The sequence below is a fragment of the Pseudomonas nitroreducens NBRC 12694 genome, from assembly GCF_002091755.1.
GTDB lineage: Bacteria > Pseudomonadota > Gammaproteobacteria > Pseudomonadales > Pseudomonadaceae > Pseudomonas > Pseudomonas nitroreducens.
Window position 1 is genome coordinate 367,072 of sequence record NZ_BDAI01000002.1, and the last position, 24,072, is coordinate 391,143.

At 65.6% G+C, this 24,072-nt stretch carries 17 protein-coding genes and 2 pseudogenes; 7 read left to right on the forward strand and 12 right to left on the reverse strand.

All coding sequences use genetic code 11. From position 1 onward, the window contains the following. Positions 1-108: 108 nt before the first annotated feature. The 5 genes from PNI01S_RS28550 (at position 109) to PNI01S_RS07565 (ending at position 7,437) form a co-directional block, all read left to right on the forward strand. The gene (locus PNI01S_RS28550; protein ID WP_143514249.1) at positions 109-2,448 is read left to right on the forward strand and encodes a helix-turn-helix transcriptional regulator; all 2,340 of its coding nucleotides are present in this window, start codon (positions 109-111) and stop codon (positions 2,446-2,448) included. Between the two features lie 111 nt (positions 2,449-2,559). Next, positions 2,560-3,897 carry a coniferyl aldehyde dehydrogenase gene (locus PNI01S_RS07550; protein WP_037006588.1) on the forward strand — a complete coding sequence of 446 codons (1,338 nt, stop codon included), beginning with the start codon at positions 2,560-2,562 and terminating at the stop codon, positions 3,895-3,897. Positions 3,898-3,945: 48 nt separating this feature from the next. Next, positions 3,946-5,031 carry a Zn-dependent alcohol dehydrogenase gene (locus PNI01S_RS07555; protein ID WP_038803184.1) on the forward strand — a complete coding sequence of 362 codons (1,086 nt, stop codon included), beginning with the start codon at positions 3,946-3,948 and terminating at the stop codon, positions 5,029-5,031. A gap of 48 nt (positions 5,032-5,079) precedes the next feature. Further along, positions 5,080-6,279, forward strand: a complete 1,200-nt coding sequence (locus PNI01S_RS07560) for an acyl-CoA dehydrogenase family protein (protein ID WP_024762822.1) — start codon at positions 5,080-5,082, stop codon at positions 6,277-6,279. 12 nt (positions 6,280-6,291) lie between these two features. Continuing rightward, positions 6,292-7,437 (forward strand): acyl-CoA dehydrogenase family protein, encoded by a 1,146-nt coding sequence (locus tag PNI01S_RS07565; RefSeq protein WP_084357732.1) that lies wholly within the window; start codon positions 6,292-6,294, stop codon positions 7,435-7,437. Between the two features lie 48 nt (positions 7,438-7,485). Here PNI01S_RS07565 and PNI01S_RS07570 read toward each other — a convergent pair whose 3' ends face one another. Further along, positions 7,486-7,827, reverse strand: a complete 342-nt coding sequence (locus tag PNI01S_RS07570; protein WP_084357733.1) for a hypothetical protein — start codon at positions 7,825-7,827, stop codon at positions 7,486-7,488. A 121-nt stretch (positions 7,828-7,948) separates the two neighbouring features. Here PNI01S_RS07570 and PNI01S_RS07575 point away from each other — a divergent pair, with 121 nt between their 5' ends. Continuing rightward, complete coding sequence (locus tag PNI01S_RS07575; protein WP_084357952.1) at positions 7,949-8,722, forward strand: ABC transporter ATP-binding protein; 774 nt, start codon at positions 7,949-7,951, stop codon at positions 8,720-8,722. A gap of 406 nt (positions 8,723-9,128) precedes the next feature. Here PNI01S_RS07575 and PNI01S_RS07585 read toward each other — a convergent pair whose 3' ends face one another. From PNI01S_RS07585 to PNI01S_RS07630, 10 genes and pseudogenes are all read right to left on the reverse strand, one after another. Beyond that, positions 9,129-10,325, reverse strand: a complete 1,197-nt coding sequence (locus tag PNI01S_RS07585; RefSeq protein ID WP_065084797.1) for an MFS transporter — start codon at positions 10,323-10,325, stop codon at positions 9,129-9,131. Positions 10,326-10,376: 51 nt separating this feature from the next. Continuing rightward, positions 10,377-11,087 (reverse strand): annotated as a pseudogene (locus tag PNI01S_RS07590) (PepSY-associated TM helix domain-containing protein); the annotation flags it as partial. A gap of 459 nt (positions 11,088-11,546) precedes the next feature. Further along, a pseudogene (locus tag PNI01S_RS07595) lies at positions 11,547-12,020 on the reverse strand (sigma-70 family RNA polymerase sigma factor); the annotation flags it as partial. Positions 12,021-12,114: 94 nt separating this feature from the next. Further along, on the reverse strand, positions 12,115-13,056 hold the full coding sequence (locus tag PNI01S_RS07600) for an aldo/keto reductase (protein WP_084357735.1): 942 nt from the start codon (positions 13,054-13,056) through the stop codon (positions 12,115-12,117). Between the two features lie 10 nt (positions 13,057-13,066). Next, the gene (locus PNI01S_RS07605; RefSeq protein ID WP_084357736.1) at positions 13,067-14,683 is read right to left on the reverse strand and encodes a gamma-glutamyltransferase family protein; all 1,617 of its coding nucleotides are present in this window, start codon (positions 14,681-14,683) and stop codon (positions 13,067-13,069) included. A gap of 17 nt (positions 14,684-14,700) precedes the next feature. Further along, complete coding sequence (locus PNI01S_RS07610; protein WP_084357737.1) at positions 14,701-15,786, reverse strand: polyamine ABC transporter substrate-binding protein; 1,086 nt, start codon at positions 15,784-15,786, stop codon at positions 14,701-14,703. A gap of 21 nt (positions 15,787-15,807) precedes the next feature. Continuing rightward, a complete protein-coding gene (locus PNI01S_RS07615; protein WP_084357738.1) occupies positions 15,808-16,587 on the reverse strand; it encodes an amino acid ABC transporter ATP-binding protein in 780 nt (259 codons plus the stop codon). A 1-nt stretch (position 16,588) separates the two neighbouring features. Beyond that, the gene (locus PNI01S_RS07620) at positions 16,589-17,356 is read right to left on the reverse strand and encodes an amino acid ABC transporter permease (protein ID WP_024762832.1); all 768 of its coding nucleotides are present in this window, start codon (positions 17,354-17,356) and stop codon (positions 16,589-16,591) included. Positions 17,357-17,367: 11 nt separating this feature from the next. Further along, positions 17,368-18,174, reverse strand: a complete 807-nt coding sequence (locus tag PNI01S_RS07625) for an ABC transporter substrate-binding protein (RefSeq protein WP_037009662.1) — start codon at positions 18,172-18,174, stop codon at positions 17,368-17,370. A 106-nt stretch (positions 18,175-18,280) separates the two neighbouring features. Beyond that, positions 18,281-18,946: a GntR family transcriptional regulator gene (locus PNI01S_RS07630; RefSeq protein WP_084357739.1), complete on the reverse strand. Its 666-nt coding sequence runs from the start codon at positions 18,944-18,946 to the stop codon at positions 18,281-18,283. Positions 18,947-19,629: 683 nt separating this feature from the next. Here PNI01S_RS07630 and mqo point away from each other — a divergent pair. Further along, the gene (gene mqo, locus PNI01S_RS07635) at positions 19,630-21,264 is read left to right on the forward strand and encodes a malate dehydrogenase (quinone) (RefSeq protein WP_065084802.1); all 1,635 of its coding nucleotides are present in this window, start codon (positions 19,630-19,632) and stop codon (positions 21,262-21,264) included. Between the two features lie 56 nt (positions 21,265-21,320). Here mqo and PNI01S_RS07640 read toward each other — a convergent pair whose 3' ends face one another. Continuing rightward, positions 21,321-24,032 carry a cation-transporting P-type ATPase gene (locus PNI01S_RS07640; RefSeq protein WP_084357740.1) on the reverse strand — a complete coding sequence of 904 codons (2,712 nt, stop codon included), beginning with the start codon at positions 24,030-24,032 and terminating at the stop codon, positions 21,321-21,323. Positions 24,033-24,072: the final 40 nt, after the last annotated feature.

Sequence of the window (24,072 nt, forward strand, 5' to 3'; positions counted from 1 at the left end):
CTGTCCCTGAAACGCCGTGGATCGAGGCTCATCATGCAAGGTCTGGGTGTCAGTTCGAGCCGCGCGCAAGCGCCTCTTGCCAGAATTCCGCGACTGCCGGAGCACCATGTGCCGCGTCCGCGGCTGGCCACTGCAGTACGTGGCAGCCGTCAACGCCTGACCCTGCTGTGCGCCCCGGCGGGCTATGGAAAGAGCATCCTGCTGGCCGAGAGTCTTGCCGATGCGCCATCCGGCACCGAACTGCTCTGGCTGGCCTGCTGGGGGGAGCCGATGTCCCTGACGGAGCTCTGTGCCCGCGTTGCGGCCGGCTACGGTCTATCGCCGCTGCTCCCTCCGCAGGTACTACTGCACCAGATCGGCCAAGGCGAGCGCATTCTGCAACTGGTGCTTGATGATCTTCCAGGTAACCTGTCCATCGAGGTGAACACCTGGATCGAGCATCTGCTCCACCTGCCGGAGAGCCGCGTACGCCTGATCGTCAGTTGTCGGCAACGGCCGGCGTGGGATCTGCCGTCGCTGCTGCTCAAGGGCGAACTGTTCGAACTGGGTACCGACACGCTCGGCATGACGCGTAGTGAGTACGCCGCGATCAGCGCTCGAATTGGCGGCGATATCGCGGATGCTCGACGCGAAGAAATCGGCGTGCAAAGCGGCGACTGGTGGAGTGGTGCGCGTCTTTTGCTGGCGGGCCAGCAGCAGGGCTGGGCATTGCTGCGAGACTATCTGGAACGCGAGTTGCTCGGGCGCATGAGCGATGAGGAGCGTCGTCTGTTCGTCGGGCTGTGCAATCTGCCGCGCTTCTCCGTTGATCTCTGCGCCCAGCTCTGGGATGGCAACGCAGGCGATCAGGTCCTCCATCGCCTGCTGCGGCAGCAGGTCTTCATCCAGCCGGTCGCGCGGGATGCTGGTTGGTACCGCGTGCACCCGCTGGTGGCGGCCACGCTGCAGGATGGCATTGCCGCGCCGGAGCTGACCCGACTGCGCTTGCACGCCTGCCGCCTGCTGAGCCTCGCCGGCCACCTGCATGACGCCATCGATCAGGCCCTGCACGTGCACCAGCCGGAAGTTGCGGCCAGCTACATCGAGCGCCTGAAGCCGAGCTGGCAACTCGCTGACCTGCATCTGCGGCGTGTGCTGGACTGGCATCGGCAATTACCTTCCCACCTGATGGAAGGCACGCCCCGGCTGATCTATCTGAGCACGCTGGCCCTGTTGCTCAGTGGCCGGGTCAGTGAGGCAGAGCGTGGTCTCCAGGGGCTTTCGCGCTTTCTGCCGGCCGCCAATACAGCGGGCAATCAGCTGTTGCTCGCCCATTGGCAGGCCCTCAAGGGCAGTGCTCTGGCGTTTCGTGGTGAGTTGCTGGAGGCCGAACAGCATTGTCGCGAAGCCCTTGGGCATCTGGGCTCGGCGCCCAGGGAATGCCTCTCGCAGTTGCTGTGCCAGTTCACCCTGGGGCGGATCCTGCTGGCCAGCGAACGTGGCGATGAAGCGCAATTGCTGTGGCGCGCTGCCCTGGAGCAGGCGCGGCGGCAAGGTTGCCAGGACAGCGAGGCGCTGTTCCAGGGCGAGCGCCTGCGTGCCTTGATGCTCGCCGATGAGGCTGCGCTGGCGGACCTGCTGCTCCAGGATTGCCTGGCCAGCCGCGCCGCCACCGGGCTCGAGCGCGACCCGGTGCTCGGGCGACTGATGATCACCAGGGCCGACCTGCTGCAGCAGCAGGGGCGACTGCATGAGAGCGAGGCCGTGCTGCTGGCCGCTCAGCCCTACCTTCGCGATTGCTCGGCGCCCTTTGTGCTGTACGGCTACCTGGGGCTGGCCGAGGTAGCGGGGCGGCACGCAGATCTGGCGTTGGCGCAGGCGCAGATCCAGCGTGGCGAGCGCGCGATGCACTGTGGGCGGATCGATGAAGGTCTGTACCAGGCGGCCCTGGCGCTTCAACAGTTGAAGCTGCTGGCCCATTCACAGGACTGGCGGGCGGCGCTGGAAGCCGCCCGCCGACTGGCGCTCGAGTATCCGTTAGGAAGCGTCTTCTCCATCATGCTGCCGCCAACCCTGCCTCACCATGTCCAGTGGTTTGCGGCGATGGCGGAGCACAATCTGGGGCTTCGGGAGCAATCGCGGGCGCGGCTACAGGTGCTCGCCGAACACTGCCGGCTGGCTGGCTTCCTTCAGTTGCAGACCGAGGTGCTGGCGTTCCTTCGGCAGTGTGGTGCTGCGGACGAAGGCGAAGGAGCGGACGCTTGCGGCTACCAGGAAGAGCTCACTGTGCGGGAGGTGGCGGTGCTCGAGCTGCTGGCCGAGGGGCTGTCGAACCAGGAAATCGCCGACGCGCTCTTCCTCTCGGTGAACACCGTCAAGTATCACGCCAAGAATATCAATGCGAAGCTCGGCGCCACCCGGCGCACCCAGGCCATCGCTTGCGCCAAGGCTCGGGGCCTGCTGGCCTGAATGGAACGCCACCTGATCCGGGTGGCGTGTTCCTACAGACGAAACCTCAACCATTGCAGCCACTCCCCGGCGGCGGATGCCGCCCGATCATGCACAACAGGAGCTTCTGCAATGAGCACCCACGAGTACCTGGACGAGGCCGCGATTCGCGCCTTGCTGGAGCGCCAGCGCGCCGCGAGCCGGGCCAGCGCGCCGCCGAGTGCCGAACAGCGCGGCGAACTGATCGACCGCGCCATCGAGCTGCTGGTGCGCTATGAGCAGCCCCTGATCGAAGCGCTCAATGCCGACTTCGGCCAGCGCAGCCCGACCTTCTCCCGGCACAGCGACGTGTTGTCGCCCTTGGCGACCCTCAAACAGACCCGCGCCGAACTGGCCGGGTGGATGCAGCCCGAGCGCCGCCCGGCACCCCGTGGCGAGGCCTGGGTGGAATACCAGCCGTTGGGCGTGGTAGGTATCGTCACCGCCTGGAACGTACCGGCCAACATGGTCTTCAAGGGCCTCGCCGGCGCTCTGGCGGCGGGCAACCGGGTAATGATCAAACCGTCGGAATTCAACCCACAGACTTCGACGCTGATTGCGCAGATGATCGGTGAGGCCTACGCCCAGGACGAAGTGGCGGTCGTCACCGGCCCCGCGGAAGTCGGCCAGGCATTCTGCCGGCAACCCTTCGACCACCTGATGTTCACCGGGGCAGCGAGCATCGGCCGCCACGTGCTTCGGGCCGCGGCCGAAAACCTGGTTCCGGTGACCCTGGAGCTGGGCGGCAAGTCGCCGACCATCATTTCCCGTTCGGCGGACCTGAAGACCGCGGTGAGCAAGATCATCGTCGGCAAGCTGATGAACGCCGGCCAGCTGTGCGTCGCACCGGACTATGTATTCGTCCCCGAAGAGTCGATGGATGCTTTCGTCGAGATCGCCCGTGCGTTAGTAGGCAAGGTGTTCCCCACCCTGGCCGGCAACCCCGAGTACACCGCGATCCTTAACGACCGCCACTATCAGCGCCTGCAAGGGTATCTGGAGGAGGCGCGTGCCGCAGGCGTCGACGTGGTCGAGCTGAACCCGGCCGGTGAAGTGCTCGATCCTGCGCGCCGCCTGATCGCCCCGACCCTGCTGCGCAATCCGGATGATCGATTGCAGGTCATGCAGGACGAGATATTCGGCCCGCTGCTGCCGATCAGGCCCTACCGCGACTTCGCCGAGGTCATTGCCTGCATCAACGCGCGCCCGCGCCCGCTCGGCCTGTACTGGTTCGGCAGCGATGCCGACGAGGAGCGCCAGGTGCTCGAGCGCACCTGCTCCGGTGGCGTGACGCTCAACGAGGTGATGCACCACGCCGGCCTGGAAAGCCTGCCCTTCGGCGGCGTCGGCCCCAGTGGCATGGGTGCCTATCACGGCATCGACGGCTTCCGCACTTTCAGCCACGCCAGGGCGGTTTATCGCGCGGGCTGACCGCTGCGATTCACCGCTGTCGATTTCCCCTACTCGAGAACGAACATCATGAAAGCAGCTGTATTCCATCAGGTCGGCGCGCCGCTGAGCATCGAGGAAGTCGGTATCAGCAAGCCGGGGCCACGCGAGGTCTTGATCCGCACCGTCGCCGTCGGCGTCTGTCATTCCGACCTGCACGTGATCGACGGGTCCTATCCGTATCCGGGCCCGCTGGTGCTCGGCCACGAGGCGGCCGGTATCGTCGAGCAGGTCGGTGCGGAGGTCCGCACTGTCAAGCCCGGCGACCATGTCGTGACCTGTCTAACGGTCTTCTGCGGCCATTGCGAACACTGCGTGACGGGTCACCTGTCGCGCTGTGTTTCGCCGGAAACAAAGCGCGGCAAGGACGAGGAGTCGCGTCTGACCTACGTGCAGAAGCCGATGCCGCAGTTTGTCAACCTGTCGGCCTTCGCCGAGCAGATGCTGGTACATGAGAACGCCTGCGTGGCCATCCGCCGCGACATGCCGCTGGACCGTGCTGCGCTGCTGGGCTGCGCTGTCACCACCGGCACCGGCGCGGTGTTCAATACGGCCAAGGTGCGGCCCGGCGAGACGGTCGCGGTGATCGGCTGCGGCGGCATCGGCCTGGCTGCGATCAATGGTGCGGCGCTGGCCGGGGCAGGGCGGATCATCGCCATCGACATGCTCGACTCCAAGCTTGAGCTGGCCCGCCAGTTCGGCGCCACCGACGTGGTCAACGCGAAATCGGGCGATGCGGTGAAGCAGGTGCAGGAGCTCACCCGTGGCGGGGTCCAGCATTCCTTCGAGTGCATCGGCCTCAAGCAGACCGCCGAGCAGGCCTTCGCCATGCTGGCACGCGGCGGCACCGCCACCATCATCGGCATGATCAAGCCCGGCCTGAAGATCGAGGTCGACCCCTATCAGTTGCTCCACGAGCGCCGGCTGCAGGGTTCGCTGATGGGCTCCAACCGTTTCCCGGTGGACATGCCGACGCTGGTGGATTTCTACATGGCCGGCCGCCTCAAGCTCGACGAAATGATCTCCCAGCGTATCCGCCTGGAGCAGATCAACGACGCCTTCGACGAATTGCGGCGCGGCGAGCTGGCGCGCTCGGTGATCGTCTTCGACCAATGACCCGCACGGGCCGCCCCAAGCGGGCGAGCCCCTGCCAGGAGTTCGCTGATGGATATCCATTTCACGCCTGAAGAACAGGCTTTCCGCGAGGAGGCGCGTGCCTTCCTGCGTGCCGAGCTGCCCGAGCGGCTGGCGAGCCGCATCCTCCAGGGCAAGCGCCTGAGCAAGCAGGACCAGGTGCTGTGGATGCGCAAACTGAACGCACGTGGCTGGCTCGCGCCTGGCTGGCCGGCCGAGTACGGCGGCCCCGGCTGGAGTGCTGTGGAGAAGCATATCTTCGAGGAGGAGTGCTTCGCCGCCGGGGCGCCGCGAGTGGTTGCCTTCGGGGTGAAGATGGTGGCGCCGGTGCTGATCAGGTTCGGCACGCCCGAGCAGAAGGCGCGTTTTCTGCCGCGCATCCTCGACAGTTCCGACTGGTGGTGCCAGGGCTATTCCGAGCCGGGGGCAGGCTCCGACCTGGCATCGCTGAAGACCCGCGCGGTGCGTGAGGGTGACCACTATGTGGTGAACGGCCAGAAGATCTGGACCACCCTGGCGCATTACGCCGACTGGATGTTCTGCCTGGTGCGCACCGACCCGGATGCCGCGCAGCAACGCGGCATCAGTTTCCTGCTGGTCGATATGAAGACGCCGGGCATCACCGTGCGGCCGATCATCACCCTGGATGGCGAGCACGAGGTCAACGAGGTGTTCTTCGACAATGTGCGCGTGCCGGCGGAAAACCTGGTGGGCCGCGAAAACGAAGGCTGGACCTGCGCCAAGTACCTGCTCACCCACGAGCGCACCAGCATCGGCGGCATCAACCAGACCAAGGTGTTGCTGCGCAAGCTCAAGCAGGTGGCCGGACAAGAGTTGCGCAATGGTCGGCCACTGATCGAGGACCCGCTGTTCCGAGCTCAGGTCGCTGCCGTGGAGATGCAACTGATGGCCGCTGATATGAGCAACCTGCGCGCACTGGTAGCCGCCCGCGATGGCGGGGTGCCCGGTGCGGAAAGCTCGATCCTCAAGATCAAGGGCACTGAGGTGCGCCAGCAGATCGTCTATCTGCTGACCAAGGCGGTGGGCACCTATGCGCTGCCGTTCCTGGAGGATGAGCTGGGCTTCGAGGCATCGCAGGAACCGGTGCTGCACAGCGCCGACAGTGCCACCGCCACCTACCAGTACCTGGATTCGCGCAAGGCTTCGATCTATGGCGGCTCCAACGAAATCCAGAAGAACATCATCGCCAAGATGATCCTCGAGCTGTAAGGAGCCCAACGCATGGACTTCAAATTGACCGAAGAGCAGCAGATGCTGCAGGACACCGCAGCCCGCCTGGTTCGTGACCATTATGCTTTCGAGCAGCGCGAGGCCTATCGGCGCGAGCCTGGCGGTTTCAGCCGGGCATTCTGGGCCCGGCTTGGCGAGCTGGGCCTGTGCGCGGTGCCGTTCGAGGAGGCCCATGGCGGCTTCGGCGGCCAGGGTGTGGAAATGGGCCTGATCTGCGCCGAGCTTGGTCGTGGCCTGTGCCTGGAGCCGTACCTGCAGTCGGTGATTTTCGGCGGCGGCCTGCTGGCGCAATTGGGCAGCGCCGCGCAGCGTGATGAGCTGCTGACTCGTGTGGCCGCAGGCGAGTTGCAACTGGCGGTCGCCCTGGAGGAGCCGCAAAGCCACTATCAGTTGCACGATGTTTGCTGCACCGCGAGCCCGACTGCCGACGGCTGGCTGCTGGACGGGCGCAAGAGCGTGGTGTTCGGTGGCCAGAGCGCCGGGTTGATCCTGCTGTCCGCGCGCACCGCTGGCGGCGCCCGGGACGAGCAGGGCATCAGCCTGTTCCTGGTCGATCCGGCCAGCACGGGCGTCGTCCGGCGCGAATTTCCCACGCTCGACGGGCGCATGGCCTGCGATCTTTACCTGGATCAGGTTTTCGTCCCGCGTGCCGCGCTGCTGGGCCTCGAGGGCGAGGCGCTGCCGGCGTTGCGCTACCAGCAAGGCCGGGCCGTCGCGGCGCAGTGCGCCGAAGCGGTCGGCAGCATGGAAGCCGCCTGCGCGCTGACGCTCGATTATCTCAAGACCCGCCAGCAGTTCGGCGGCGTCATCGGCAAGTTCCAGGCGCTGCAGCACCGCATGGTGGATATGCGAATCGAACTGGACCAGGCCAGCTCCATGGCGCTGCTCGCGGCCTGCATGGCGGACGAGCCCGACAGCGATGAGCGCAGCCGGGCGCTGGCCGCGGCGAAGTACATCGTCAGCCGCGCCGCGCGCCTGATCGCCGACGAAAGCGTGCAGCTGCATGGTGGCATCGGCCTGACCTGGGAGTACCAGCTATCGCACCACGCCAAGCACCTGTGGATGGTGGCGCGTCAGTTCGGCGACGATGATCATCACCTTCAGGTCTTCAGCGAACTGATGGCGCCGGCAGACTGAGCAAGCGTCCAGGAGTCCCTTCTCGGGCCACCGCGGGTGACCCTTTTTTCAGGGTGTCGGGGTGGAGGTCATCGCCCAGGTGATGAAGCCGGCATTGAAACCGGTGAACACCAGCGCGAACAGGAATACTGCATCAGCGATGTGCATCATCCGCCGGCCGCGCAGGGTACGGTGGGTGCGCAGGCTCCAGTAGGAGCAGAAGGCCGAGACCACATAGAACATCATGTTGACGGCCACCATGTCATCGATGATCAGGTCTTCCCGGCGCAGGGTGAGGATCACCCGTATGATCCCGATCACGGTCAGGCACACGCCGACCATGGTGGCCGAGACGGAGAAGATGTGGACGCAGATGTCGTCGTCCAGGGAGGGCGTTTCCGGCTTGTTCATGACGCGCGCTCGCTGTCGTGGAAGGTGTGGAAAGCGTAGTTCCGATTCAACCAGGGCTTGAGTCGCTCGCCCAAGGAGCCTACTGTCAGCGGCTGCCCCAGGCCCGGATATGAAACGCCCCATGATCGACTTCAACAACGTCACCGCCTACCAGCAGCAGACCCGCGTGCTCGATGGTTTTTCCCTGCATATCGGCGAAGGCGAGAAGGTCGCCATCCTCGGCCCCAACGGCGCCGGCAAGAGCACGCTGCTCAAACTGATCAGCCGCGAACTCTACCCGGTGGATCGCCCGGACAGCTCGCTGAACCTGTTCGGTCTGCAGAACGTCACCCTGTGGGACCTGCGCAGCCGCATCGGCTTCGTCTCCCAGGACTTGCAGGAAGACTACACACCCTTCACCCAGGCGCTGGACGTGGTGATCTCCGGTTTCTTCGGCGCCATCGGCAGCCACGGTCACCTGCAGCCAACGCCGGAACAGGCGGAGAAGGCGCGCGAGATGCTGGCCCAGGTGGAGATGGACGGCTACGCCGAACGCATGTTCCAGCGCCTGTCGACCGGGCAGAAGCGCCGCCTGCTGCTGGCCCGCGCGCTCATCCACGAACCCCGTGCGCTGATCCTCGATGAGCCGGCCAATGGCCTGGACATGGGCGCCAGCCTGCAGATGCTCACCCTGCTTCGACGCTTCTGCGGCCCGGAGCACGCGATGATCATCACGACCCATCACCTCGACGAGATCATTCCGGAAATCGAACGGGTGGTGCTGATCGCCAACGGCAAGGTCGTGGCCGACGGGCCGAAGGCGGAGATTCTCACCAGCAAAAACCTGTCGGCGCTGTACCAGGCTCCGCTGAAAGTGACCGAGCAGGATGGCTGGTATCGCTGCTGGCATGCGTGATTCGATGCTGGCCTTCTGAGCCAGACCAACCCTGTCGCGGACGTGCGTTCATGGAGGCTCCTGCAGGAGCAGACTCTGTCCGCGATGGGCGCCCGCGCGTGCCGATCCTCGATCGGATTTTTGTCCAGCGCCCGCCACTGCGCCTGCATCGCACGAATGCGCTATCCGCTGAGCCTTGCCGGCGGGGACGCCGAGCAGGCCGGTGCGGCTGGGGTCGATCAGCCCGAAGTCACGCACGCCCACCGGATAGGGCCGCTGGACTTGGGCATCGGTGACACCGGGAAGACGCACAAGGCGGCGACGGCCACACTCACCAGCAGGGTGAAGCATATCCCCGACCAGACCGGTACCCGCGCAGGGCGCTTTTTCCGCAACAGCAGCCAGGGCAGCAGGCCGGCGGCGATCGTCATGCAACGGCGCCCTTGCGCGGCAGCACGGTCCAGACCACGCCAAGGACCAGCAGCACGGCAATCAGCAGGTAAGGTGCGCGGCTATCGACCTGGTGCAGCAGGGTGCCCAGCAGCGGGCCAGTGATCATGCCCAGACCGTGCACGGCGACCAGGCTGCCGGCGGCGGCGCCCTGTTCGTCGGCTTCCACGGCGTTGGCGTTGAGCGCCGAGACGGCGGGGAAGACCCAGCCCATGCCGGCAGCAGCGACGAAGCACGATGCGTAGAGCATCCACGGTGCGACGGCGATGCATACCGAGGCAAAGCCCAGTGCCGAAATCACGCCGCCCACGCCGATCAGCCGCAGCGGTGCCCAGTTCAGCTTGCGTACCAGCATCTGCGCGCAGATCAGCGCCACCCCCACCGAGGTCAAGGCGATGCCGGCGACGCGGGCGGCATCGGCGGGCGGCAGTTGCAAGCGGTCGAGGGCGAAGAAACCGACGGTCATCTGTGCGACGGTGACGCAGACCATGGCGATAAAGCCCAGGGTCAGCGAGCGGCGCAGACGCCGGTCGCTGATTGCCAGGGCAGGGCCCTTGCGTTCGCTGAGGCGCTGGCTGTCGGGCAGCCATTTCCACAGCACGGCCAGGGCCAGCAGCGGCAGCAGGCAGGTGAGCAGCAGCGGCAGGGCCAGACCGAGCATGGCCAGCAGGCCGGCGAAGCTCGGGCCGACCACCATGCCCACGGCGCTCGCCGCGCCGAGCCCGGCCATGGCGGAAGCGCGCTTGTCGGCGCTGACATGGTCAGCCACCAGTGCCGCCGAGCAGGCCGGCACGGCGGCGTAGAAACCGCCCGCCAGTCCGCGCAGTGCAACGATGCCGATGAATGCCGGCAGCGGTGACATCGAGGTGTTCAGCGCCAGCGCCATGAAGGCGCAGAGCAGGGCGTAGGTCAGCGCAAAGCCGGCCAGGCCGCCGAGCAGCACGCGGCGGCGGCCCAGGCGGTCGCTGGCGATGCCCCAGACGCGGGCCATGAACATCCAGGCGATGCCGCCGACGGTCACCGTCATGCCCGCCTGCCAGGGCGCCAGTCCCAGGGTGCGCGCCACCGGGCCGATCAGCGCGACGAAGGACATCACGGCCACCGTGCAGACGAAAGTCTCGAACATCAGCGGGCGGAGGTTCAGGGTCGGCGCCTGGGGTGGCATGGCGGTCATTTCAGCGGGTCTCCTTGGGTCGGCGGGGCACTCTCATCCCTACAAAGACGATCAGCAGCAGCGGAACACCAAGGGAAATCCACGACAGCACGTCGAAAACCCCATATCCAGTTCCGCCAGGCGTTTCTCGACGGGCGTGCGGCGTCGGCCAAGACAAAGGTACAGGCCGCTGGCGAGGATGACGATGCTGACGATATCCAGCAGCGCCCAGACGATCTTCAGCGGCATGCCGCCGTAGTCACCGAAGTGCAGCGGCTGGGACAGCAGCGTCTTCACGTACAGCGGCATCTCGCGCATGTCGGTCAGTTCGCCGGTTTCGGCATCCACCAGCGCGGGCTTGAGCAGGCGTTCGGTGAACGGCGTGTTGCCGCGCATGAACACGGCGTAGTGTTGCTTGCTGCTGAACTGCGTGCCGGGGAAGCCGACGAAGCTGACCTCCATGTCCGGCGCGGCCTTGCGGGCGGTATCGATGGCCTTGTGCTGCGAGCCGAGGCTTTCCAGCGGCGGCGCGTCCTTGTGGGGCGCGGTCATTTCCGCCAGCTGGCCACCTTGCCAGAGCATCAGGATCGGCAGCGCCAGGGTGTTGATCACCCCGGTGACGCCGACCACCAGCACCCAGGCGAGGGTGACGATGCCCAGCACGTTGTGCAGGTCCAGCCACTTCGGCCGCGAGCTGCGCTGGGAGCGCACGGTGGCGAAGTCCAGCTTGCGCATGAACGGCGTGTAGACCACCACGCCGGAAACCAGCGACGCCACCAGCAGCGTCTGCAAGGGCATGCGGTCGGCCATCAGCATGCCGTGGGTCCAGGCGTCCGGGGCCGGCGAGGGGGCGACCGAGGTGATGCCCAGTGCTGACAGCAGCACGGAGTCCCCGGCGCCCAGCCCTTGGCCGGCTCCGTGCGACGACACTACTTCGACGCGGCCCTCGACAACGGCAACGCGGGTCGCCCCTTGGTCCTGGCGCACATTGAAGCGCGCTTCGCGGGTCGTGACCAGGAAAGGCCGGCTGTCCACGCGCGCATCGAGGAAGATCTCCCCCGCAGCAGGTGCACCAGGCGCGGCGCGGGGTGAAGGCGATGTCCACGGCACTGTCGGTGTTGAGCGTCAGCAGGCTGCCATCGGGCAGCAGCCATTTGCCAACAGCAGGGCAAGCTGCTTGAGTGCCCGGCGGCGGTCGAGCTGGCGTTCACGGCCCAGGGTTGGCATGGCCAGTGCGGGCGGCAGGCTGCCGAGATGCCCCATCAGGCGCTCGGCACGATCCCAGGGATACGCCCAGGCGCTTGGCGATAGCCCCTCGACCTGCGCCAGCAGGAAGGCCTGGCGCACCGGGTCGGGCAGGTGCGGGAGCAGGGTGTCGATCTCGTGCAGGGTTTCCAGCACCAGGTAGCGCTGTTCCGGCGAGGGTGCGAGCTCTTCGGGGATGCTGGCGAGGGCTTCGAGGTAGGCGCGCTCCAGCGACTGGCGCTGGAACCAGTTGATCATCTGCCCCTTGGCCACCGTGGCGAGATAGGCTCGCGGCTCGCGAGCCTCCAGCACACGGCGTGAATCGAGCAGGCGAGTGAAAGTGTCCTGGGCCAGGTCCGCCGCCTGTTCGTGGCAGCCCAGGCGCCGGCGCAGCGTGCCCTGCAGCCAGCCGTGATGGTGCTGATAGAGGTCACTGACAGGAGCGTGGAGCGGAGCGTCGACCGAGGGCATGGCGGAGCTTTCATCATTTGAGAATGCTTCTCCTGATAGTGGTTGCCAAGGCCTGCTCACAAGCCCCGGAAGGAGGCGCGCTTGTGACAGTTGCTCAGGATATTCCGCTGGCGAGGTCGAGCATTGCCAGGTGGGAGTCTGAAAGGCTCAGTCGGGTCGCTCGCCCCAGACTGGCTAGCTGGTGTTCGCTGGTGGCGCTGGCGATGGGGGCGGTGATGCCCGGCTGTTGACGCAGCCAGGCGAGGGCGACCTCGGCCGGCGACGACTGGGTTTCCTCGGCGACCTGGTCAAGCGTCGCGAGAATCTTCAACCCTCGAACATCGAAGTAGCCCTCCAGGTCTTCGCCACGAGCACTTCCAGTGAGGTCGCTGGTGGCGCGGTACTTGCCGGTGAGAAAGCCCGAGGCGAGGCTGAAGTAGGTCACCACAACGTTGCCGTGCTCGGCAGCAATGGCTGCGGTTTCCGTTTCGTGGCCTGCGCGGTCGTAGAGGTTGTACTGGACTTGGAGCGCCGAGTACGCGGGGAGGTCGTTACTGCGCGCAGTTGCCGCGGCCGCTTCCAGTTGATTTCGGCTGAAGTTGGACGCACCGATGGCGCGCACTTTTCCCGAGGCGATCAACTCTTCGTAGGTGCGCAGGGTTTCCTCGTGGGGCGTGCTGTCATCCGGGTAATGACTGAAGTACAGGTCGATGTAGTCGGTGCGCAGGCGCCGAAGGGAGTCCTCGACTCCCTGCAGAATCCATCGGCGCGACAGGCCGCGCCGCTGTACCGAAAGTTCGGCGCCGATCTTGGTGCATAGCGTCACCTCGGTGCGGCGCCCCGGCTGGCTGGCGAGCCAGCGGCCGATGATGGCCTCCGACTCGCCGCCCTCGTGACCCGGTACCCAGACCGAGTACATATCCGCGGTGTCGATACTGCTCAGCCCCGCGTCGAACGCCGCGTCCAGCAGGCGTCGAGAAATGGCTTCGTCCACCGTCCAGCCGAATACGTTGCCGCCCAGTATCAGTGGCGAAAGGTTGAGGTCACGAGCATGCATGGCTGTCTCCTCAGCACACCGCGATATGCGAATCCGCGCGCGGTTCGGTGCCGCCGCAGAGCACGCCGGTCTGCGGGTCGCGGACGATAATCTGGCCGCGGCCGTAGTCGGTGAGGTCGCAGGCAATCTCCACCTCGTGGCCGCGTCGCGCCAGGCCGAAGGCGAGATCGCGGTTGGCGTGCTGCTCGATGCCGACCTTCATGCCACCCAGCCATTGCCAGCGCGGGGCGTCCAGCGCAGCCTGCGGGTTGAGGCCGAAGTCGACCAGGTTCATCACCATCTGCACGTGGCCCTGGGGCTGCATGTAGCCGCCCATCACGCCGAACGGGCCGACGGCCACGCCATCCTTGCTGAGGAAGCCGGGGATGATGGTGTGGAAGGTCTTCTTGCCCGGCGCCAGGGCGTTGGAGTGCGTTGGGTCGAGGCTGAATTCCGAGCCGCGGTTCTGCAGGCCGATACCACTGTCGGGCAGTACCACGCCGGAGCCGAAGCCGTGGTAGGCGCTCTGGATGAAGGAGACCATGTTGCCTTCGCCGTCGGCGGTGGCGATGTACACGGTGCCGCTGGAGAGTGGGTCGCCATGCCTGGGTTCGGCGGCACGCTCGCCGATCTCGGCGCGACGGCGTGCGGCATAGTCATCGGAGAGCAGCGCGGCGGTGCTGACCCGCATGTGCTCGGCGTCGGTGATGTAGTGCAGGCCGTCGGCGTAGGCCTTCTTCATCGCTTCGAGCTGGCGGTGCCAGGTGAGCTGGCTGTCGCGCTGGTCGAAGTCATAGCCCTGGAGGATGTTCAGGGTCATCAGGGCGATCAGGCCCTGGCCGGCCGGCGGGATTTCCCAGACGTCATAGCCGCGGTAGTTGGTCTTGATCGGCTCGACCCACTTGGGCTTGTAGCCGGCCAGGTCAGCGGCGCTCAGCTCGCCACCGGTGGCGGCAGAGTGAGCGGCCAGGCGCTGGGCGAGGGCGCCACGGTAGAAGCTTTCGCACTTCGTCTCGGCCAGCTCGGCGAGGGTTTTCGCCTGGGCCGGGTTGCGGAACAGCTGGCCGGCGCGCGGCGCTTCGCCGTTGACGGTGAAGGTGTCGAACCAGGCTTCCAGGGCCGGCACGGCGGCGCGGCTTTCCTGGTATTCGCGGCGGGCGATTTCCCATTGGTGGGCGACCACCGGGGACACCGGGGAACCGTCGCGGGCGAGGGCGATGGCCGGTTGCAGAAGGTCGGCGAAGGGCAGCTTGCCGAAGCGTGCGGACAGCTCGGCCCAGGCCGAGGGAATGCCCGGCACGGTGACTGGCAGCCAGCCGTGAACGGGCATCTTGTCGTGGCCGGCGGCTTTCACCTTGTCGATGGAAATGGACGCCGGTGCGTGGCCGCTGGCGTCCAGGCCGTGCAACTGGTCCTTGACCCAGACCAGGGCAAAGGCGTCGCCGCCGATGGCGCAACCGGTGGGTTCGACCACGGTCAGCGCGGCGGCGGTAGCGATGGCGGCGTCGATGGCGTTGCCGCCGGCACGCAGCATGGCGATGCCGGCCTCGGCAGCCAGGGGCTGCGAGGCGGCGACCATGCCGTTACGGGCGAACACGCTCTGGCGCTGGGAAGCGTAGGGGTACTCGTGGGCAGAGAAGCTCAGCATGGAAAACTCTCTTCGGTTCAGCGGTCAGTCTTGATACGGGTCCATTCGCGGGTGATCACGCGCTGGATTTTCGGCGGCAGGTCGGCGGAGACGTAGAGCTTCTCGATCACCGCGTCGCTGGGGTAGATGCCGGGGTTGTCACGCACTTTCGGATCGAGCAGCGGTGTGGCGTCCGGGTTGGGGTTGGCGTAGCCGACGTAATCGCTCACCGGGGCGATCACTTCCGGGCGCAGCAGGTAGTTCACCAGCTCGTGGGCGCCCTTGGGGTTCTTCGAGTCGCGCGGGATGGCGAGCATGTCGAACCAGAGGTTGGCGCCTTCCTTGGGAATCACGTAGCGCACGTCGATCTTCTTGCCGGCTTCCTGGGCGCGGGTCTGCGCCTGCATGACGTCGCCCGAGTAGCCGACGGCCACGCAGATGTCGCCGTTGGCGAGGTCGGTGGTGTACTTCGAGGAGTTGAAGTAGGTGATCGACGGGCGCAGCTTCTGCAGCAGCGCGGAGGCCTTGGTGTAGTCCTCGGGATTCGTGCTGTTCGGGTCCAGGCCCAGGTAGTGCAGCGCCTGCGGGATGATCTTCACCGGTGCGTCGAGGAAGGCCACGCCACAGCCGTGCAGCTTGGCGAGGTTTTCCGGCTTGAAGATCAGGTCCCAGGAATCCAGCGGCGCGTTGTCGCCGAGGGCGGCCTTGACCTTGTCATAGTTGTAGCCGATGCCCACGGTGCCCCACATGTAGGGCACGGCGTACTGGTTGCCCGGGTCGGCGGCTTCCAGGCGCTTCATCAGGCGCGGGTCGAGGTGCTTCCAGTTGGACAACTGGGCGCGATCGAGCTTCTGGTACACGCCGGCGTTGATCTGCTTGGTGAGGAACTGGCTGGACGGCACCACCAGGTCGTAGCCCGAGTGCCCGGAGAGCAGCTTGGCTTCGAGCATCTCGTTGGTGTCGAAGACGTCGTACTGGACCTTGATGCCGGTGTCCTTCTCGAAGTTCTTCAGGGTGTCCGGGCCCATGTAGTCGGACCAGTTGTAGAAGCGCACCAGCTTGTCGTCGGCTTGGGCTGCGGTGGCGCAGGCGAGAAGGGTGAACAGCAGAACTCCATTACGCATGAGCTTTCCTTTCTTCATTAGTCAGAGAACACGGCTGAGGAATTCCCGCGTACGCAGGTGGTGCGGATTGCCGAAGACCTGCGCGGGCGGGCCTTCTTCGATGAGTTCGCCCTGGTGCAGGACCACCACGCGGTCGGCCACTTCGCGGGCGAAGCCCATTTCGTGGGTGACCACCACCATGGTCATGCCTTCGTCGGCCAGCTCCTTCATCACTTGCAGCACCTCGCCGACGGTTTCCGGGTCGAGGGCGCTGGTGGGTTCGTCGAAGAGCATCGCCTGGGGCTTCATCGCCAGGGCGCGGGCGATGGCCACGCGCTGCTGCTGACCGCCGGAAAGCTGGCCGGGATAGTGCTCGGCCTTGTCCGACAGGCGCACGCGGGCGAGCAGCCGGCGCGCCTGCTCCAGCGCTTCGCCCCTGGACACGCCGAGCACCTGGGTCGGCGCCTCGATGATGTTTTCCAGCACGGTCATGTGCGGGAACAGGTTGAAGCGCTGGAACACCATGCCGATGTCGCGGCGACGGCGGGCGATGTTGCTTTCCGAGTCACGCACCAGCTTGCCGTCGGGACGCTCGCGGTAGCCCATCAGCTCGCCGTTGACGCGGATGCTGCCGCCCTGGATGTCTTCAAGGTGGTTCATGCAGCGGATGAAGGTGGTCTTGCCCGAGCCGGAGGCGCCGATCAGCACCACCACTTCGCCGCGGTGCACTTCCAGGGAAACACCCTTGAGGATTTCCAGCTCGCCGAAGGCCTTGTGCACGTCGCGGGCCTGGATCACCACGTCTTTCATATCCGGGATCATCTCAACGCCCCCTCAGCAGTTTCATGGCCTGGCGGCCGAACATGCGGTTCGGTGCGGCGGCCTGGCCGTCGGATTTGCCGAAGCGCACTTCCAGCCAGCGCTGGAAGAAGCCCCACAGGGTGGTCAGGGCGAGGAAGTAGATCGCCACGACCAGGTACAGCTCGAACACGCGGAAGGTCGCGGAGGTGACCATCTGGGTGCTCAGCAGCAGTTCCTGCACACCGATCACGCTGACCAGCGTGGTGTTCTTCAGCATCACGTTGAACTCGTTGCCCAGCGGCGGAACGATCACCCGGAAGGCCTGGGGCAGCACGATGCGACGCATCAGCCTGGGGAAGGTCATGCCGAGGGATTTGCCGGCTTCGTACTGGCCCTTGTCCACCGCGCCGATGCCGGCGCGGATGATCTCGGCCATGTACGCGCCTTCGTTGAGGCCCAGGGCGATGATCGCCGCCTGGATGTTGCCGGGCAGGATGAACAGCCCCAGGTCCAGGTCCTCGAAGCGGAAGAGGCCGCCGGCGGCCAGTGCGGTGTAGAGGAAGACGATCTGCACCAGCAGCGGCGTACCGCGCATCAGCCACACGTAGAAGCGCACCGGGTATTGCAGTAGCGGGTTGGTCGACAGGCGCATCAGCGCCGCCAGCAGCCCGAGCACGCAGCCCAGGAGCATGGCGCTGACGGCAATCACGCAGGTCAGCCAGAGGCCGTAGAGGTAGATGTCGCTCGGCCGCAGCAGGTACTGCCAGAACACGTCCCAGCTGAAGTTCATATCTCGTTACCTCAGTCCAGTTTGTCGCCTTCGATGTGCCACTTGGCCAGGAGCGCGGCGTAGCTGCCGTCGGCCTGCATGTCCTTGATGATCTGGGTGACGGCTTCGCTGAGCTGCTTGTCTTCCTTGCGGATGCCCAGGCCGGTGAGGATGCGCGCGAAGGCCGGCACGCCGATCTCGAACAGGTCCGGGGCCATGCTCTGGTAGTAGCCGGCGGTTTCCACGGTGGTGCCGTAGGCATCGGTCTGGCGGATACGCAGGGACTGGAAGGCGTCGGTGTCGGTGTTGTAGACCACCACCTTCATCGGCGGCTTGCCGGCCTTGGCCAGTTTCTCGTTGTGGGCGTCGAGCAGGGTGCGGATGGTCGAGCCATTGAGCACGGCGACCTTCTTGCCGGAGAGGTCGTCCAGGCTGCGGATGCCTTCGGGGTTGCCCTTGCCGACGACCACGGCCTGGCTGGAATACATGTAGTTGACCATGTCGATCACTTCGCGCCGCTCGGGCTTGTCGAACAGCTGGTCCACCAGCATGTCGCACTGGCCGGCGAGCAGCGCCGGGATCAGCCCGGAGAAGGGCGTGATGCGCCAGTCGATCTTCTTGTCGCCCAGGCGCTTGGCGATGGCTTCGCCGAGGTCGATGGTGACGCCGGTGAGTTTCTGGTTGGCGTCATAGAAGCCCATGGGCGGGGAGTCCATGCCGCCGCAGAAAGTGACTTTGCTGGCGTTCTGCAAGCGGTCGGGAATCTTCACTTCGGCGTGCGCCAGCGGGGCGGCCAGGCAAAGGGCGAGAAGGCACTGCGGGATCCTGCGTTCGAACATGTTGCTCTCCGGGGTGGGGTTGCCAGGGGCAGTTCAGGGACACAGAAGTACGGGTCTAGGCGCCCGTTGCTTCAAAGGACTTGCGCTTGCTCAGGAGGATTGTGCCTCAGGAGGCTTGTGCTTCAAGGAAATGGGCCAGGGAGGGGATGGTTCCCTCGATGTGGTCGCAGATCACCCGCTCGGCTTCGCGGGCATCGCCCGAGCGCAGGGCGTCGAGGATCACGGCGTGCTCCTCGCGGGCGCTCATGGGCTTGTCGACGTGCTGCAGCCACAGCCGCATGTGCGGCTCGATCACCGAATACAGGGCGGTGATCTGGCGCAGCAGGCGAGGGCGCCCGGCGAGGCTGCAGAGGTATTCATGGAAGGCGCGGTGGCGGCTGACCCACTGCGCGCTGTCGTCGCGGTAGTCGTCCATCTCGTCGAGCATGCGCTCCAGGCGAGAGATGTCGCGGTCGCTCAGGTGCGGCACGGCAATGCGGACGGCCAAGCCTTCCAGGGCGCTGCGCATTTCGAAGACTTCACGCATCTCCTCGATGTTCAGGCCGCTGACGATGGCGCCGCGATTGGGCCGCAGGGTGACCAGGCCTTCGGCGTCCAGGCGCTTGAAGGCACCGCGCACGGGCATGCGGCTCATGCCGATCTCACCGGCGATGTCCTCGGCCACCAGGCGGTCGCCAGTCTTGTAATGGCCGGTGCAGATGGCCTGGAGGAGGTAGTCGTAGGCCTCGTCTTCGGCACTCATCGGTGGGCGGGCAGTGGGCACCAGGCGCATGGGGATGTTTCCTCGTGGATTTTTGGATCCAATTATCCATGCATGCAAATAAGCAGATGCCGTGCCAATGATGGCGAAGTGATTGGAAGTCGGCGGGGTAGAGCGGCGGGCGCCTGAAATTGGCGTAGGAGACATGGAGGGAGAAGGGGCGAAACGGTAACGGATGGGGCTGTTGGTGCGCGCTCGCGGTGCGCTTCGGTAACGTTGTGGTGCAGGGCCGGTGTAGCAAGGGCGCCGCATTTTGTAGGAGCGAGCTTGCTCGCGAAGGATTACCCGGCGATACCGGCGCTGAGGTCGGTTCGCGAGCAAGCTCGCTCCTACAGCTTCGGGCCGGGCTCCGCGTTCATTGGAGAACACACCTACACACAAACCGGCTGGTCGATAGTTGACCAAGACGCTTGGTGAATGGCTGCGGCTTTCTATAGAATGCACAAACGTTTCAGCAGACCATGCATCCCTCCCACAACAAAAGCCAAAGCCGAAGGCTTTGCGTGTCTCTCTGCGCAGGACGTCCCTCATTCCATCAAGCAGGCCTCAGAGCCGGCGGAGGAGGGAACTGAGTCCCGACTCATCCTCGTCATCTGTCGCCTTGCCCATCGCTCGCACGCTGTGCGCCGGGTCCGGCCTTCACGCTGAATGACGCCGGTGGGGAAGGCCAAGCCCTAACGACGAGAAACCTTTCGATGATCAAGAAAGTTAGCGGGGCGCTGCTGGGCCTCGCTCTGGCAGTGAATTGCGCGCCCGCCTTTGCGGATACCAAGAAAGTCGACGTGCTGCTGATCGGCGGCGGCATCATGAGCACCACCCTGGGCGTCTGGCTCAATGAGCTGGAACCGGGTTGGTCGATGGAAATGGTCGAACGCCTCGACGGCGTCGCCCAGGAAAGCTCCAACGGCTGGAACAACGCCGGCACCGGCCATTCGGCCCTGGCCGAGCTGAACTACACGCCGGAAGACAAGGACGGCAACGTCACCATCGCCAAGGCCGTGGAGATCAACGAGTCGTTCCAGATCTCCCGTCAGTTCTGGGCCTGGCAGGTGCAGAACGGCGTGCTGAAGAACCCGCGCTCATTCATCAACTCCACCCCGCACATGAGCTTCGTCTGGGGCGACGACAACATCGCCTTCCTCAAGAAGCGCTATGAAGCGCTGCAGGCCAGCCCGCTGTTCCGCGGCATGCAGTACTCCGAGGACCCGGCGCAGATCGCCAAGTGGGTGCCGCTGATGATGCAGGGCCGCGATCCTTCGCAGAAGATTGCCGCCACCTGGACACCCATCGGCACCGATGTGAACTTCGGCGAGATCACCCGCCAGTTCGCCGGCTACCTGCAGACCAGGCCGAACTTCAGCCTGAAACTCTCCAGCGAAGTCGAGAACATCACCCGTAACGACGATGGCACCTGGCGCGTCGAGTACAAGAACCTCAAGGACGGCAGCGTTACCGAGACCGACGCCAAGTTCGTCTTCATCGGTGCCGGCGGCGGCGCGCTGCGTCTGTTGCAGAAGTCCGGTATCGAGGAAGCCAAGGACTACGCCGGCTTCCCGGTGGGTGGTTCGTTCCTGGTCACCGAGAACCCGACCATCGCCCAGCAGCACCTGGCCAAGGCTTACGGTAAGGCGTCGGTTGGCGCACCGCCGATGTCCGTGCCGCACCTGGACACCCGCGTGCTCGACGGCAAGCGCGTGATCCTGTTCGGGCCGTTCGCCACCTTCTCCACCAAGTTCCTCAAGGAAGGCTCGTACCTCGACCTGCTGGGCAGCACCAACGTGCACAACGTCTGGCCGATGACCCGCGTGGGCATCGACGAGTACCCGCTGGTGGAATACCTCGCCGGCCAGCTGATGCTCTCCGATGACGACCGCCTCGCCGCGCTGCGCGAATACTTCCCGGAAGCCAAGGCCGAGGACTGGCGCCTGTGGCAGGCCGGCCAGCGCGTGCAGATCATCAAGCGTGATGCGGACAAGGGCGGTGTGCTGAAGCTCGGCACCGAGATCGTCGCTTCCGCCGACGGCAGCATCGCCGGCCTGCTGGGCGCTTCGCCGGGTGCATCCACTGCGGCGCCGATCATGCTCAACGTGCTGGAGAAGGTGTTCAAGGACAAGCTCGCCACGCCCGAGTGGCAGGCCAAGGTCCACCAGATCGTCCCGAGTTACGGCACCAAGCTCAACGACAGCGCGGAGAAGACCTACGCCGAATGGAGCTACACCGCCAAGGTCCTGCAACTGGACCCGCCGCCGGCGATCGACCAGGCACCGGCCGTGCAGCCGACCGACGCCGCCCCGGCTGCGGAAAAAGCGGCCAGCGACATGGCGCTCTGACCCCCGCAAAAGAAAACCGGAGCTGATGCTCCGGTTTTCTTTTCTGCGCTTGGAAATTAGCCGCGCGAAGCTTTCCAGCGGCGGATCACCAGTTTCTCCAGTTCCACCGCGAAGAACACCACGATGCCGATGCCCAACGAGATCAGCCAGCCGCTGAAGGGCAGGGCGACCGTATGGAAGGCGGTCTGCATGAAGGGCACGTAGATCACGAAGCACTGCAGCAGGATCAGCGCCAGGGTCACCGTGAGCAGAGCGCCGTTGCGCAGCAGCGCCCAGTTCAGCGAGAACTCCTCCTGCAGGCGGCAGTTGAACAGGTACGCCCACTGCGCGGTGACCAGGGTGTGCAGGATCATGGTGCGGATGTAGTCGGTATCGTGGCCGTTGCTGACCAGCCAGGCTTCCAGCAGGAAGGCCGCGGCGGTGAGCAGGCCGCCGACGTAGAGCACCCGCCAGACGGCGAAGCCGTTGAGGATCGACTCCTTCGCGTTGCGCGGCGGCCGGCGCATCATCCCCGGCTCGCCGGGCTCGAAGGCCAGGGCGAAGGACAGGGTGGTGGAGGTCGCCATGTTCATCCAGAGGATCTGCAGCGGCGCCAGCGGGATCACCGCGCCGGCGAGGATCGCCATGACGATCAGCAGACCCTGGGCCATGTTGGTCGGCAGGATGAACAGCACGGTCTTCTTCAGGTTGTCGTAGACCCGGCGGCCCTCGCGCACGGCGCCGGCGATGGTGGAGAAGTTGTCGTCGGTGAGCACCATGTCGGCGGCTTCCTTGGTCACCTCGGTGCCCTTGATGCCCATGGCGATACCGACGTCGGCCTGCTTCAGCGCCGGGGCGTCGTTGACCCCGTCGCCGGTCATGCCGACCACTTCCTCGTTGGCCTGCAGCGCGCGCACCAGGCGCAGCTTGTGTTCGGGGCTGGTGCGGGCGAACACCGAATACTGCAGGGCGAGGGATTTCAGCTGGGTGTCGTCGGCCTGCTCCAGTTCCTGGCCGGTCATGGCACGCAGGTCGTTGCCCATGCCGAGCATGCCGGCGATGGCGACGGCGGTGTCCGGGTGGTCGCCGGTGATCATCTTCACCTGGATGCCGGCGCGCTTGCACAGGGCGATGGCTTCGATGGCCTCCGGGCGCGGCGGGTCGAGCAGGCCGGCGACGCCGAGGAAGATCATGCCGTCCTGCACGTCCTCATGATCGATCACGCCGTCATCGGGCTGCACCGGCTTGTAGGCAGCGGCCAGCATGCGCAGGCCTTGCCCTGCAATGAAGCACATCTCGCGCTCCCAGTACTCGCGGTCCAGCGGCTCGGCGCCGTTGGCGCCCAGTTGCTGGTTGCACATGCGCAGCAGCACGTCCGGCGCGCCCTTGAGGTAGATCAGGCTCTGCCCGGCGACGTCACAGCGGCGCGCCATATACTTGTAGGCGGAGTCGAAGGGGATCTTGCCGAATTTCTGGAAGTCGATCTCCGGCAGGGTCGCCTTGCGTGCCAGGACCTTCAGTGCGCCCTCGGTGGGGCCGCCGACCACGCCCCAGCGGCCTTCTTCATTGAGCTGCAGACTGCTGTCGTTGCAGATGTCCACCGCGCGGATGAAGGCTTCCAGCGAGCCGTGTTGCGACCAGTCCAGCTCGTCACTGGTGCCGCCGAAGGTGATACGGCCCTTGGGCTCGTAGCTCTGGCCCTCGACGCTGTAGAGACCCTTGGCGAGCAGCACGCTCTTCACGGTCATCTCGTTCATGGTCAGGGTGCCGGTCTTGTCCGAGCAGATCACGCTCATGGCGCCCAGCGTTTCCACGGTCGGCAGCTTGCGGATGATCGCCTTGTTCTGCGCCATGCGCTGTACGCCCAGGGACAGGATGATCGAGACGATGGCCGGCAGGCCCTCCGGCACCGAGGCCACGGCCAGGCTGATCAGCGACAGCAGCAGCTCGCCGAACGGATAGTCATGCCAGAAGAAGCCGATGATGAAGAGCACCACCATCATGCCGACGATCAGCTGGAAGATGCGCTTGCCCAGCTCGGCGATCTGCCGCAGCAGCGGCGTTTCGCTTTCATCGACGTTGGCGATCAGTTTGTTGATGCGGCCCAGCTCGGTGTTCGCTCCGGTCTCGATTACCACGCCGCGCGCATTGCCGGCGCTGACGTTGGTGCCGGAGAACCCGAGGTTCAGGCGGTCGGCCAGCAGCGCCTCCTTGTCCAGCGTGTCGGCCTGCTTGCCGACGGTGAGGGATTCGCCGGTGAGCATGGATTCCTCGACCTGCAGGTGGTGCACGTCGAACAGGCGCACGTCGGCGGGAATCTTGTCGCCGGGGCGCAGGATGACGATGTCGCCGGGTACCAGCTGGGCGGCGTCCATCTCGATCTTCTTGCCATTGCGCACCACGTGGGCGGTGCTGCTGAGCATGCCGCGCAGCGCGGCGAGGGATTTCTCCGCCTTGTTCTCCTGGAAGAAGCCGATACCGGCGTTGATCACCGCCACCAGCAGGATGACGATGGTGTCCGTCCAGTGGCCCATCAGCGCGGTAGCCACGGCGGCGGCCAGGAGGATGTAGATCAGCACGTCGTTGAAGTGCCGGGCGAAGCGCAGCCAGAGCGGATCGACGTCCTTGGCCGGCAGCGCGTTGGGACCGACGCGCAGCAGGCGTGCGCCGGCATCGTCAGGGGAAAGGCCTTCCGCGCTGGTTTGCAGGTCGGCCATGGTCTGCTCGACGCTCTTGCGGTACCAGTCGGTGGCTTGCGGTTTGTGGTCGGTGGTTTGCGGTGCAGTCATGCTCTGACTCCCGGCTCCTGCATGTTGGGAAAGTGGGACT